Here is a 13,699-nt window from a genome sequence, read left to right on the forward strand (position 1 = left end):
GATCGCTAGTACTCTCTATTTATTTGCTGATTTGAGTAATTATTCAGGCTTCAATTCTAAACCGCGATAGACTTGCTCGATGGGGAAGCTTAAGTTAATGCTTTTTAGTTCTACGGTGTCGCCTTCTTGGTAGTTAATGATGAGCCATTCGCCAGCGTCATTTTTATGGTATAAATCCATTTCAATGCTGGTGGAACTGACTAATAAGTAATCTTGTAAGTTTGGATTTTTGCGGTACAGTCTAAATTTGCCACTTCTGTCATAGGATTCGGTACTAGGGGATAGAACCTCAACGATGAGGGATGGGTAGGTAATGTATTGGGCTGTGGTTTTATCGCGATCGTCACAAGTAACGCTGACATCGGGGTAGATGTAGTTATTTGTGCCAACAATATTAATTCTCAGGTCTGAGTTACCTGTTATGCAACTACCAGCGTCTAAGTGGGTATCCAGCATAGTCGCAAATCGAATTGCGATGCGGCTATGATTAACGCTACCGCCGCTCATGGCGTAAACTTGACCGTTGATAAGTTCGTGTTTTTCTAGCTGCTTTTCTTCCCAAGCAAAGTATTCTTCTGGGGTTATTTGAGGAAAATTTTCTTTAATGGCAATCATTTTTTTGTAATGGATAATGGGTTTGATTTAATTAACTCTACAAGATTAGCGATCGCACTGTGCATTGTGATTTCTAAGCGATCGCTATTACTGTGAGTTGTGAGTTCTAGGCGATCGCATCAACAATCAATCTCCTAAATGCGATCGCTATTACTATGAGACGAGATAATTATTTGTCTTTGCGGCGAGAGGCATCCTGAAAGGAATCTCCAATAACTTCTCCAAACTCAACAGCGAAGTCAATCATTATTTGATGGCACAATTTTGGCTAAAAACAGATAACTTTAACGAACGTATCGCTTTGGAATAATGTTGCCCATCACCCACCGCAGATTCCTTTAACTTCCAAACCAAAACTCTTTATTGGTCGGGCGCATGGGCGTTGTTAGCAAGGATTCTAACTAATAAAATTTAACCAGTGACTAAGATCTTGGTATACCTGCTCGGACTTTATCGAAGTACCAGAGTCAAAACTCTTTAGTGCCAAACTTTCATTGACCTGCTTATCAAAGCTGAAAATTTCTATTTTTTTGGTATCGGGATTATACAACAAGCTTAAGAACGGATATAAGCTAATAAATTCAGTATTGTAATGTATATATAGCTTCTCTTTACTAAGTGATTTATTAGCACCAAATGTTACTCTTTCATATGCAGGATGATCCCCTTTAAGTAAACTACCCTTATAAATTGTTTTTCCAGTAGCCCAGTCAGTATCAATATCGTCAATTAAAACCAACTCACACTGACTAATAAAATCAAGATCTTCAAGCAAATTATCTATATCATTAGATTGCTTTTCACCAAAAACTTTATATTCATAGGTATTAACAGGACCTCTTCCGTGTTTAAAGTCGTTGAGTTTTTGAACAATACATTGCAGAGTATTCTTGGCAAACTCTGACTCCTTCTTTCCTCTTCCTTTAAACCATATTGACGAAAAATCATCTGCTAGTGGGGTATCTTCTAAATTCCTCAAAATATTGCATGACTCTTGCAATAAATTTCGCCAGTGCCCTGGCGATAAACCTGAAGAAAGTCCAGAATTAATTAGAGATACAACACTATCAAGCGGCTGATTAATTTGTTCTCGATATTCAAATATGAGGCTCATTCCTACAGACGCTAAAAATGACAGAAGATGCTCACCGTACTTCATTTGGCGGTCATAACGGGCGGCGTATTCTTTCTCTAAATAAATATTGCGATAGGGATAAGCCAAAGGAAAGGGATAGAGGCTTTTGACCTTATAATTAATATCGTCCTTTTGAGATAGTGCATTTTTGAGCACTTGAGATGTCAATCTCACCTTTCGAAGGTTAGTTGATAAATCCACTTCATCAAACCCTCCAAAAATTGATTTTCTCAACTGAGCGGCTTTCTCATATTCAGTACGAAGTGCAGATTCGATCTTATTCATTTCTTGAACTAAATCAACAACACGAATATCTGGTACTGGAACCTTAATCTCTTTGATTATTTTTAAAGATTTAGTTTGAACAGCCATATAAGAGGTAGCTTCCTTAATCTTTTCTGCACCTTCCTCTGAGTTGATAAATTGAGAAATAAAGTTAATCATTGCCGGTTCAGTATCTTTAAATCTTATAATAAAAACCGTATCCGCAACTGCATACCCTTCCTCAGTTGTCACAAAGTATGCTGCTGGCTTCTCTCCAATCCGTTGCAGCAGGATATCAAATGCTTGAGTTCGTTGAATTGGATTTATATATTCCGATAGATCTTTGCACTCTAAGTCGTTAAGCTTTAATTTTTCAACTCTAAGATCTCTACCCTGTATAATTGGGTCGCAACCACTTTTCAATTTAGAAAAGCTACTACCGCGAAGAATTTCAGCAATTTCACCAAGAGGCTTCCATATTTTCGATAATCTTAGATTAATTCCCGAAATATGTTGATTTAAATATTGATCTGGAATAAGAGAAAAATTATTTGCTGCAATTTCAGAAACTCCGACTTCTTTTGCAATTACTCCATCGTTGATGTGAATAACTCTTTTAGTAATCTCATTGATGTTTTCAATCCCTAAGATACGTCTACCTTTTTTCTCCTCTATAAAACAGTCATCTGCCTTTATAAACTTAACCTGCTTAGAGTCATTTGTAGAGCCACCAGATCTTTCATGGAAAACTAAAATTGCACATTTTAAACCCGTATGTGCCAATAGATTTGATGGCAAGCTAACGACAGACTTTAAAAGCCCAGATTCAATCCAATATTTCCGTATTTGCTCGAGTTCTCCTAAGGCGAACAAGGGCTTCATGTTGATCAGAAATACTGCCCGACCACCAGACTTGAGATTCTTAAGACCCAACTCTACAAAGTTGAGCGCCATTTCGGAAGATACATATGGGCTACACAAGCTAAGCCCATAACGGTTTCTTGCCTCTGCTAGTGGAATTCGTTGGACTGGAGGATTACATATAACTATATCTACAGGAGTAATATTAGATTTACTATAATGCCAAAATGCATTTCCTAGAGATAGAAGAGAATGACTATCATGTAGAAGATATTTATAAAGGCAGGCTAAATGCAAATATTTAATGTTGATCTCTATACCTTGAAATACAGACTTATGGTTTTCTGCTCGTCTTAGTGCTCTTAAAATGCCTGCTGTACCCATTGCCGGATCAAGTATACTTTCCTCGCTTTTCACATTTGCAATATTTATTAGCAAGTCAGCTAGATCGGTAGGAGTAGAAGATTCAGCTAATTGAATGTTTGAATGACCAACTATCCAGTTAAGGATATCAATAAGATCTGAATCTGATACTTCATTACTATTGCAAAAATAAAGAAGCCGATGTAAAGCCGGATGCTCGAAATTGATAACGGGAAAACCTGTTTTTTCATAGTAGGGTGAACAAATAGATCTTACAAACTCATAAACTACCTCAGATATAGGGGGAATATTTTCATGGAATTCAGCCTTTAGGTACGAGTTCTTTATTGTTCGAGAAGCTAATAAAACTGTAAATGCATCTAGGATGCTATCCTCTACTGACCTGCCGCTATTTCTCGCAACATCAGCAAAATGCCAAAGTTGAGACTGAATGTACTGTATGTTTGCAGTTGATTCAACTTCCACTAGTTATAAACCCTTAGATATGAACTGATTTTGCAGGCACAACGGAAGCTAACTTATAACGCTATCGCAGTGCGGTATAATTATGTCTATATTTTGAGATTACCGCATAACAGTATTTTTTGCTAATAACTTTTCACAGCTAAATTTCTGATTTTGCTCAGAGTAATTTTGTGTAACTAAAACGTGTCAAGATCGCATCATCAATCAATCTCCTAAGGTTGATCACTACTACTATACAGCCGATTCTAATTTAATAAGGTACACTCACAAAAGCTGAGAGCCTTATTCCGAGTAGCTTACAAGATTTCATGTTTGTCTCGCGAAAGTACTATCGGCTGTGAGTCGTGATTTTTAGGCAATCGCTCTAACGATATATTCTCTAAAGGTTTGCTGAAGGTAATCGCTAATACTGCAAGTCGTTATTTTTAGGCGATCTCATTAACGATCTATTTCCTGAATGCGATCGCAAGTATTAAATTGACCATTATTAGGTATAGACAATTAAAAAAAAGCCTTGCAAAGCAAGGCTTTTTTAAAGCAAATTAGAATGGAATCCGAAATACTCGACCACCGCCAGTACTTTCTGTGACTTGCCATACTAACCCTTGATCGCCAGTATCTCGCCAAGGTTGTTGGAATACAGAGAGAGTGCCTTTAGCGGTTTCTCCTGCATTCACAACATTTTTGCCAGACGCACTGATGAATTGTGACGAAACCGCCTTTCCTTCAGCATTGGTTGTTTTCGCAAATATAGGTACAAAACCAAAGGACTGACCGCTCTTGTTGACGATTTCTACATTCAGTATGTATCTACCGCTTGACTCAACCTTGCCTCCATCAATGTTAATGCTCACATTGTCGTTGGTTTGCCCAGCGGTCACAGACACTTTGCCTAGAGTTGGCTTGTTACTGGGCTTTGTAGTAGTTTGAGTCTCTGTAGGAGGTTGATCTTTTACTTCAGCCTTACAAAATGCTCCTCGCGCCGCAATTAGAGCTTCGATGTTCTCCAATGAGTAGCGGTTGTAGTTGCGATTCTGGACAATTGATTGCAAATATCTCACTCGCTCCGAAGAGGCTGGATGGCTGTCTAGCCATCCTGTTTGTTTGTTTTTTTCATAACCACGCCAGCGATCGAATACGCGATATAGGCCATCGGCAGAATATCCAGCCGAGGAGAGAAGGCGAGTACCAAGGAAATCGGCTTGTTGCTCAAGCGATCGCCCAAATGCAAGTTCTGGTTTGAGATACTCAAAAAATGTATTGATCAATCCTACTTTTCTTAAAGCTCTAGCTTTTGTTTCGGTGATAATTTTTTGATAGGAATGCGAAAAGACCGTATGGGCAATTTCATGGCTGAGAATACCCGCAAGTTCTGCTTCCGATTCCATGTCAGCGATCGCACCTGTATTGATGAAGATCTTGCCACCTGGTAAGGCAAAAGCATTTAGAGAATTATCCTGTAAGACATTGAATTCATATTTAAAGTCATCTCGACCTGATAGCTTTGCCAACTTCTGACCAAGCCCGTTAATATATTCCGTCAGCTTGGGATCGGTTACCAATACCGCATTCTCTTTGATCTCTTTGGCACTGTCTTCTCCAAATCCCGATTCTCCTTTAAAAATTTGCTCGATGATTTTGCGATCGCCAGAAATAAGTGCTGTGATAAATGACTCGTTTTTGAAGTCATTGATGAACTGATTCATGTAATCATCAGCCAGCTTCTTATATTTAGGAGCATCAGGATGTTCTGGATAGTTAAGCGCAAACTGACGGGAAGCGATGGAAGCTTCTACCTCCATCTTTTTGGATATGAGTAGTTTTAGTAATGGCTCTAATAAATCTACACGGTCAGGATAAATGCCATAGGCCCGATCTAAGGTTGGGATAGCCTTTTCTGGTTGATTCCAGCGTATGGCTGCTTCCGCAAACTTGATATGCCCAGGAATAAATTCGGGGTAATTGTCGGATAGCTTCTCTAGAGAAATTAATGCTTTAGTTGGCAGTCCATTCTCTAGTCCTTCCTCAGCATTTTGCCAATACACCTTAGCTCCACTCGCCAGATTCTCCACGTTTCTTGTGGGTGGATTAGGAGCAGCCACATTAGGGAGAGGCTTCTTAACCGATTGCTGCAATTTTATGGCTTCAGAGAGATTGTTACTCTGAATCAATCGATCAGCCTGAATTAGCACAGCAATCCGTCTGTTTTTTTCGATCGCTTCAGCATTTCCCGAAGAGACTTCTGGGATTTTGATGCAATTATTTTGATTTTGGGTCTCAGCTTGACCTATAAAGAGAAATGAGAGCACTAAACCAACACAGAATAGTGACATCCACCTCAAGATTACTCGGCGATAGATGGAGAATATTGACACAATAAAGTCCTTAAACTTATTAAATTATAAATAATCCTAAAATCTTCAAACCTTTCAAATTGTAAACAATTCTCAATTTCATATAAATGTACTACATTATTGAGTTACCTGCGAATAAATATAGCAATATGATCTTTAAGGCTTTACACAAAGGGTTCTGCGCTTCTCTCAGTTTGATCCCCATTTCCATTGGTATGTATGGAACTTTCTCTAATCTGGGCTTCATGTCTGCGGCAAATGCTCAAATTAGCTCACAAGATAGTTCAGAACATAATTCAAAAGCAAAGTCATCAGATGCTGACATTTTCCAAAAGAATGGAAATGATTTCCAGAAAAAAGGAGAACTCAACTCAGCTCTACAAGCTTTTTTACGGGCGTTGAAGCTTAACGAAGAACAAAATGATCGTGCGGGACAAGCCCAATCCCTGAACAGCGTTGCGTCTGTCTACAATGAATTGGGTCAGTTTGTGAGAGCTATAGAATCCTATGAACGCGCCCTAAAAATTAGCAAAGAAAGCAAAGATGCATTGGGCGAGAGTGGCATTCTTAACAATATGGGAATCGTCTATCGCAATTTAGGGCAATTTGACAGAGCGATCAAACTCTATCAAGAAGCTCTCAAGATTCAACAGAAATTAGGCGATCGCTTTGGTATCGCCAGAACAATCAACAACTTAGGCTTGGTCTACCGCAACAACAAAGAGTACGCTAGCTCGCTCGACTATTATCGGCAGGCTTTAGCGCTGACCAAGGAATCGGGCAAAAATCCCGCAGGTGAAGCCGTCATCCACAACAACATTGGATTTCTTTTGAATGAGCGCGGGCTTAATGCTGAGGCATTCAAGAGCTATCAACAATCCCTAGAAATTAGTCAGAAGCTTGCCGATCGCGTTAATGAAAGTGTCACTCTCGGAAATATCGGGCTTCTCTACAATAGTCAAGGGCAATTTGACGTAGCTCTAGGTTATTACCAACAGGCTCTAGCTATTAGTCGTCAAACAGGCGATCGCGCTGGTGAGGCAAAACTCTATCAGCACATTGGCACGCTCCTCAAAGAACGAAAGCAAAATATTTTAGCGATCGCCTATCTCAAGCAATCAGTCAACATTTATGAAGAGATCCGCAAAGATCTGAACTCCCTAGCAAGGCAAGAGCAAAAACTCTACGCCGAAACAATCTCCCCAGTATACCGCCGTCTTGCTGATCTACTTTTGCAACAGGATCGGGTGATCGAGGCGCAGCAGGTGCTCGATCTATTAAAAGTGCAGGAAGCGGATGACTACCTCAAAAATGTACGTGGCAATGAGCAAACGGCTAAGGGTTTAGAGTATCAGCCTGTTGAAAGGCAAATGATAGCTCTGAATATAGAACTTTCAGATTTGCAAGTACTGGAAAGTCAAGGAAAGCTGACTCTTCCACAGAAGGAACGATTAACATCTCTAGTCAATCAAGAGAAAGAAGCTAATCGACAATTCAATGCTTTTTTGAATAGTGCGGAAGTCCAAAAGCTAACAACTGAGTTGAATAGAGACATCCAGCAGCAAAATGTTGATCTCAAGGCTATAGTTGGTTTACAGAAAGAACTCAAGCAGTTAAATGCGGCGATTATCTATCCACTTGTGCTAGAAAGCCGACTGGAGATCGTATTAGTTACGCCTTCATCTCCACCAATACATCGATCAGTTCAGATTAGACAAAGAGATATCAGTGCTGCTGTTGAAAAGTTTCGAGCAAATTTAAAAGATAGCAGTAATTTTGATTTCCAAGATACTTCCCAACAGTTTTATAAGTGGCTGATTGAACCGATCTCATCTGAGTTACAGCAAGCAAATGTGCAGACCATCATTTATGCTCCTGATAGTCGATTGCGATATATCCCCATCGCGACTCTCTATGATGGTAAGCAGTTTTTAGTTGAGAAATATAACATCAACAACATTACAGCAAGTTCACTTACAAATTTTAATCGCCGTGGAGTCAATCAGCCTAAAGTTCTAGCTGGTGCTTCGACAATCGCTCATAAGGTGAATGTTTTAGGTAAGCCTATTTCCTTTGGCGCTATTCCTGCCACCAAGCAAGAAGTCAAGAACATTGCCAAAGTATTCCCGAATGTGACGGAGCTAGTTGACTCTAGCTTTACAAAACCCACAACTAAAACAGGTACAGATTCCCATACCATCATCCACTTAGCAACCCATGGGTCGTTTAATATAGGTACACCTGATGAGTCTTTTCTGATTTTTGGAGATAGCGATCGCTTGACACTGAAGGAGATAGATACTTGGGTACTCAAGGGTGTGGACTTAGTAGTTTTGAGTGCCTGTGAAACGGGAATCGGCGGTAAGTATGGCGATGGGACGGAAGTACTAGGGTTGGGATATCAATTCCAAAACGTTGGTGCGAGGGCAGTAATTGCATCTCTATGGGAAGTTAGTGATGGCGGAACTCAGAAACTAATGGATGCCTTTTACACCAATCTTAAGAAGGGTATTTCTGCCACGGAGTCATTACGGTTAGCTCAGATATCAATGATCCGAGGTGGCGCACCATTCGATCATCCTTACTTTTGGTCTGCGTTCTTTCTAATTGGCAATGGGCTATAAAAAGATGAGAGGCGGCGCGATGCGCCGCCTCTCATCTTTTGGTTTTTTATGTCTTACAGTGCTTTACGCTCAAACCCGAACCAATAAATTTTTTAAAAGTGTTGCGAAGCAACACTTTTAAAAAATTTATTGGTTCGGGTGCTCGGAAATTGCTGTAATTCAAGAGGCTATAGCTATAGTTGCTAGAATGAAATAATCAACTAAAAAGATTAAAAGGTTTATGTCATCAGCGCTCAGTGTAGAAAAGTTAGTCTCCGACGCTAAAGAGACGGCAAGCAAGCTAAAGATTAACAAATTTGATATTTATGGCGCGATCGTCGATGAAACCAGCGCCGAAGTCGATAGTGGCGCACCCAAACAGGTGTCAGCCTCCAACCGCGCTAGCATCACCGTTCGAGTTTGGAATGATCAAGGGACTGTGGGCGTTACTTCTACTACCAATATCGATCGCATTGGGCTAGAACTTGCTCTCCAAAGTGCCCACGAAGCAAGTTTCTTTGGTGCTAAAGAAAATATTCCTGATTTTAGTCCCGAAGCGATCGCTGATATCCCGCCTCGCGAATCCCAAACTTCACCACAAACTGCGATCGAGCAGCTAGTCGAAACCCTTTTGGCGGCAGAAAAGGACTTATTGGCAAAACATGATGCGATCGCGGGTGTTCCCTATAACGGCTTATCTCAGCGTGATGTCAGTCGCTTCTATTTGAACAGCAATGGTGCAATGCGAAATGAGAGTAGTTCTCTTAGTTCTATTTATCTCTATACCAAAACTGAAGAAGGGGTTAGAAAACCTCGCAGTGGCGGTGCATATCGAGTAAGCCGTAGTTTTGAAGATCTTGATGTCAAGGGTTGTGTTGAGGAAACAGCAGAGAAAACGATTAGCCATTTGAATTACGACAAAATTAAATCTGGTAAATATTTAGTCGTATTCTCGCCTGAAGCCTTTTTGAGCTTAGTCAGTGCTTTCTCAAGTCTCTTCAATGCTCAGAGCATTCTTGATAAAAATAGCCTCTCCAATCCAGAATCCATCGGTACACAAATTGCTTCACCACTTTTAAATGTAAGCGACGATGAGCTTCATATCGGAAATGTAGGAGCATCAACATTTGATGGTGAAGGAACTCCTACTCGCCGCACTCCTTTAATTGCGAATGGCGTGTTAACTAACTTCTTGCACAGCTCTGTGACAGCGAAACGCTTAAACGCCAAGCCCACAGGCAATGGTAGCGTTGGAGCAAAGGTTTCTGTTAGTCCTAATTTTTTCCATATTGAACGCAGTAGCGAGTCTAATGCTTCCAATCAGACTATTTATGATTTGGCAACCGCTGAGAATGTAATCTTAATCGACGATTTACAAGCGCTCCATGCGGGTGTGCAAGCATCCCAAGGTTCATTCTCCCTGCCCTTTGATGGCTGGCTAGTCAATAAAGGCGATCGCATCAGTGTCGAATCGGCAACTGTAGCAGGCGATATTTTAGAATTGCTGAAGGCGATCGTCTATATCGAACCAGAGGTAAAAATTACGCCTTCAGGAGTAGCGCCACAGATTTGGGTAGAAGGGCTATCAATTACAGGCGAAGCTTAAAAATATAGCTTTCGCCTGTCTCAAAGCCCAAAAAGCTTGAGGCGGCGCAAAGCGCCGCCTCAAGCTTTTTGGGCTTTGAGTAAAAAAGGGACGCAAAGCGTCCCTTTTTTATGTTTTTGCGTTGTATAGATTGGCATTTGCCATTTGAGCGCCCTCAAAAAGGGCCTCTTGTAAATTTGCCCAACTCAAATTTGCACCCCGTAAATCAGCCCCACGTAAATCAGCTTTGCGTAAATCAGCCCCCTTGAAATTAGCATGGCGCAAATTTGCTCGATGTAAATCAGCATTATTCAAATTGGCATAGCTCAGATCTGCACCAGTGAGATTGGCACGGCAGAGTTTAGCACCAGCCAAGTTAGCTTTGCTCATAAGGGCGTGGCTAAAGTCAATCTTGTGAAGATCGATCGCTTGTAAATCTACTCCCACTAGAACAACGTTAGAAAATACTTTTTGCCCCATTCGATATTTTTGCAGAAATTCTTTAGCATCCATTAATTGATCAGCCTTGGCAAAAGCCTACTAGTTATTGTACAAATAAGTTCTTAAAAGCCTTACTGAGTAGAGCTTTTAAGAACTTATGTAAATCAACCTTCAAATGAATCAAGATCTAATGCTGCTGAGCCACCCCGTTCTAGTTCAACCAACATCTGCCCTAGTTGCCGCCAAACGAGGAGAGCAATCCCGACAGTGATCGGAATCGCGACGATGTAGCCAAATAGAGTTGGGAAACCAAATACCTCTAGTCCAGTTGACATAAAGACAGCAATGCTAATCGTCATGCCGAGATAGGGGACTTTGATACTGGCACTTTTTAGTTCTAGCATGATACGAGAAGACTTGCTTCTTGACCAAGCATTAACAAGATTGCGTAAAGTTACTTCAAACGATCGCCCACAAGCGAGTCCAGCAACGAGGGAAATAGCAAACAAAAAATATGGAGGATCAGCAGGAAAGTAATAATTCACGAGACTGTATAAAAATTTTGAAGTGTATTTTTAATATTAAGCCTAATAGTATGGCAAGGTACATAATCATATTTACTGATTCCAGCCCTTTGATTCCCAAAAAAATCTTTAAACCAATTCTCAAGATGGCGTTGCCATTTTGAGTATCCAAAAACCTTGCTAGGTTTGATTTTCAATTCTCGAAAGTATAGTCTCACTTTCGAGAATTGGTATTAGGCTTGATTGCTGAGCGATCGCCTAACAACATCAAACTGCGATCACTAAATACTATTTATAAACGAAATCGCCCTTAATTTGATTGTCCTGATCCGAAGTCATTTTCGAGGTAAAGGTTGTCGTATTCTTGGGGGTGATGTGAAACTCATGACCATTCCGAGTAATGTTTATTACTTTCCTGATGTGGTTGTTTCTTGTGACTCTCGAGATCGTTATGCTCGTGAGTTTTTGCAATATCCTTGCTTAATTGCTGAAGTTTTATCCCCTGCTATTGAAAGTCGCGATCGCGGGATTAAATTACGCAATTATCTCAAGATCGACTCATTACAAGAATATATGCTCATCAATTCAGATTCTCCTAGTATTGAGTTCTATCGTCGTAGCGATCGCGCTGAGGTATGGGAATATATAACAATCAATAGTTCTAATTTAACCGTTAGAGATCCTGAAGTTCAGATGACTAGCATAGATCTCAATCTTCCGCTATCACTCATCTATGAAAACATTGATTTCGAGAAATCTTAATCGCCTAATATTCCAACACCAAACTGCAATCGCCCCTCACCACCCATAAACCCAATCGCCTATTCCCATCAAACAGCGATCGCCCCTCAACATACAAACCCTGATCGCCTAAATCTCAACATCAAACAGCGATCACAATTTATGTTCAGTCTATTCTTCGTAATGCCCACCGATAGCGATGATGTATATATTTTCATCATCAAAGCTATAAACTAGCCGATCTTTGTCAGATATGCGCCGCGAGTAATATCCAGTTAATTCATACTTCAATGCTTCAGGTTTTCCAGTTCCTTTGGTGGGATCGCCTTTTTGCATTTCTTTGAGAAAATTAAACAGTTTTTTATGAATAGGTTTATTAGTTTCTCTCAAATATTCTTATGTTTGCAGGGTGTCTTCATGAAATACGACTGAGCGCATGATGCTTTTGTTTGTGGGTTTCGATTAGTAATTGAATTTGTGTAATTAGTTCTGGATTTTTTAGGATATAGTCGAAATCGAGGGATAGATTTGCTTGGTTAGGGTTCGGTTTTTTAGAATTATGCTTGAACTGTCTGATCTGTTGCATTAAGCGCGGGTTACTCAGGACATATTCGGTTTCTTGGTGAGTATCCATAAGTCTTAGTAAAGTTTTATAGTCTACAGCTACATTTCTAGCACATCTAACACGTTGTTCGATAGCGATCGCCCGTCATAATCTAAAACCCGATCGCCTATTTCCCAATCAAACAGCGATCGCCCCACATCTCCCGATCGCCAATTCCCAAAAATCAAACAACGATCTCCCCTCAACACCCAACACCCGATCGCCTATCCCCCCAAATCAAACAGCGATCGCACCCTCATCACCCAAAACCCGATCGCCTATTTCTCCAAATCAAACAGCGAGCGCCCCTCATCACCAATTAAAACCCGATCGCCTATTTCCCCACATCAAACAACGATCGCTCCTCAACACCCAAAACCCGATCGCCCATCCCCACAAATCAAACAGCGATCGCCCTACAACACCCACCAAACCCGATCGCCTATTCCCTCAAAGCCAAACAGCGATCGCCCCTTACCACCCACAAACCTGATCGCTTATTTCCCCATCAAATAGCGATCCCCTCAAAGTTAGATATACTAAAATTAACTTACTATTTACTCCTGCCTATGAAATTACCAAATGGTGATCGCCCAGAAATTTCTATGCAAAAGATTTTAGGGTATTGCTTAAACATCAACCATGATAAAGGTAAAGACAAGGCAAGAGTATTTCAATCTAGGCTGGGTATTACATCCCAAAATGCTGATCGCTTGGTTGAATTAATTCAAATTGCGGCAGTTGAAGGTGAAGTTGTACAGGAGAGTAATACGAAATTTGGTAAGGAATATAAAGTAGATTGGGAAATCCCTAATACAGGAGGTACTGAACTGAGAACTATTTGGGAAGTTAGTATTGAGGCTGGTTATCCGCGTTTGATTAGTGCTTTTTTGAAGAGAGAAAAATAATGAAAACTCCACAGTTACTTGATACGATCGCTATTCTAAAACCAATTTCTATAGATAGGCTTTCACTGATGGAAGCAGAATATGATTTTAATTCAGCTTTGCCAGTGGGTTTGGTGGGTACGATTGTGGATATTCATCAGGATAATCAGGGAATTGACTATCTGGTGGAGTTTGCAGATTCTGATGGGTGTGAGTTTGCGATCGCCTATTTGAAA

13 protein-coding genes are annotated in these 13,699 nt (G+C 40.5%); 5 read left to right on the plus strand and 8 right to left on the minus strand.

Annotation, left to right across the window (positions count from 1 at the left end; all coding sequences use genetic code 11):
- Positions 1–39: 39 nt before the first annotated feature.
- The 3 genes from APA_RS07255 to APA_RS07265 all read right to left on the minus strand — a co-directional run bounded on the left by APA_RS07255 (position 40) and on the right by APA_RS07265 (position 6,099).
- A complete protein-coding gene (locus APA_RS07255) occupies positions 40–615 on the minus strand; it encodes a Uma2 family endonuclease (protein ID WP_201320851.1) in 576 nt (191 codons plus the stop codon).
- 397 nt (positions 616–1,012) lie between these two features.
- Positions 1,013–3,724, minus strand: a complete 2,712-nt coding sequence (locus APA_RS07260) for a type I restriction-modification system subunit M/S (RefSeq protein ID WP_201321631.1) — start codon at positions 3,722–3,724, stop codon at positions 1,013–1,015.
- 542 nt (positions 3,725–4,266) lie between these two features.
- Positions 4,267–6,099, minus strand: a complete 1,833-nt coding sequence (locus tag APA_RS07265) for a M48 family metallopeptidase (protein ID WP_201321632.1) — start codon at positions 6,097–6,099, stop codon at positions 4,267–4,269.
- Between the two features lie 86 nt (positions 6,100–6,185).
- Here APA_RS07265 and APA_RS07270 point away from each other — a divergent pair, with 86 nt between their 5' ends.
- Together APA_RS07270 and APA_RS07275 are read left to right on the plus strand one after the other, a co-directional pair.
- Positions 6,186–8,702, plus strand: a complete 2,517-nt coding sequence (locus APA_RS07270) for a CHAT domain-containing protein (RefSeq protein WP_201321633.1) — start codon at positions 6,186–6,188, stop codon at positions 8,700–8,702.
- A gap of 220 nt (positions 8,703–8,922) precedes the next feature.
- Positions 8,923–10,287: a TldD/PmbA family protein gene (locus tag APA_RS07275; protein ID WP_201321634.1), complete on the plus strand. Its 1,365-nt coding sequence runs from the start codon at positions 8,923–8,925 to the stop codon at positions 10,285–10,287.
- Between the two features lie 108 nt (positions 10,288–10,395).
- Here APA_RS07275 and APA_RS07280 read toward each other — a convergent pair whose 3' ends face one another.
- Both APA_RS07280 and APA_RS07285 read right to left on the minus strand, forming a co-directional pair.
- Entirely contained in the window at positions 10,396–10,779 is a 384-nt protein-coding gene (locus APA_RS07280; protein ID WP_201321635.1) for a pentapeptide repeat-containing protein, read from the minus strand.
- A 92-nt stretch (positions 10,780–10,871) separates the two neighbouring features.
- Positions 10,872–11,252 carry a hypothetical protein gene (locus APA_RS07285; RefSeq protein WP_201321636.1) on the minus strand — a complete coding sequence of 127 codons (381 nt, stop codon included), beginning with the start codon at positions 11,250–11,252 and terminating at the stop codon, positions 10,872–10,874.
- A gap of 282 nt (positions 11,253–11,534) precedes the next feature.
- On the opposite strand from APA_RS07285, the gene APA_RS07290 reads away from it, so the two are divergent.
- On the plus strand, positions 11,535–11,993 hold the full coding sequence (locus APA_RS07290; RefSeq protein ID WP_268961898.1) for a Uma2 family endonuclease: 459 nt from the start codon (positions 11,535–11,537) through the stop codon (positions 11,991–11,993).
- 150 nt (positions 11,994–12,143) lie between these two features.
- Here the strand turns inward: APA_RS07290 and APA_RS07295 are convergent, their stop codons facing one another.
- From APA_RS07295 to APA_RS25450, 3 genes are read right to left on the minus strand one after another with little or no spacing between them, the layout of a single operon-like run.
- Positions 12,144–12,362 carry a Txe/YoeB family addiction module toxin gene (locus tag APA_RS07295; protein ID WP_236579439.1) on the minus strand — a complete coding sequence of 73 codons (219 nt, stop codon included), beginning with the start codon at positions 12,360–12,362 and terminating at the stop codon, positions 12,144–12,146.
- A gap of 25 nt (positions 12,363–12,387) precedes the next feature.
- Positions 12,388–12,606 carry a hypothetical protein gene (locus tag APA_RS07300; protein ID WP_201321637.1) on the minus strand — a complete coding sequence of 73 codons (219 nt, stop codon included), beginning with the start codon at positions 12,604–12,606 and terminating at the stop codon, positions 12,388–12,390.
- A gap of 29 nt (positions 12,607–12,635) precedes the next feature.
- Positions 12,636–12,764: a hypothetical protein gene (locus APA_RS25450; protein ID WP_268961897.1), complete on the minus strand. Its 129-nt coding sequence runs from the start codon at positions 12,762–12,764 to the stop codon at positions 12,636–12,638.
- A 381-nt stretch (positions 12,765–13,145) separates the two neighbouring features.
- Between APA_RS25450 and APA_RS07305 the strand changes: the two genes are divergently transcribed.
- Positions 13,146–13,484 carry a DUF6883 domain-containing protein gene (locus tag APA_RS07305; RefSeq protein WP_201321638.1) on the plus strand — a complete coding sequence of 113 codons (339 nt, stop codon included), beginning with the start codon at positions 13,146–13,148 and terminating at the stop codon, positions 13,482–13,484.
- The coding region (locus APA_RS07310) for a DUF4926 domain-containing protein (protein WP_201321639.1) at positions 13,484–13,699 on the plus strand (216 nt) is incomplete at its 3' end. The genes APA_RS07305 and APA_RS07310, both read left to right, overlap by 1 nt.

The organism is Pseudanabaena sp. lw0831 (genome assembly GCF_016584665.1).
Lineage (GTDB): Bacteria > Cyanobacteriota > Cyanobacteriia > Pseudanabaenales > Pseudanabaenaceae > Pseudanabaena.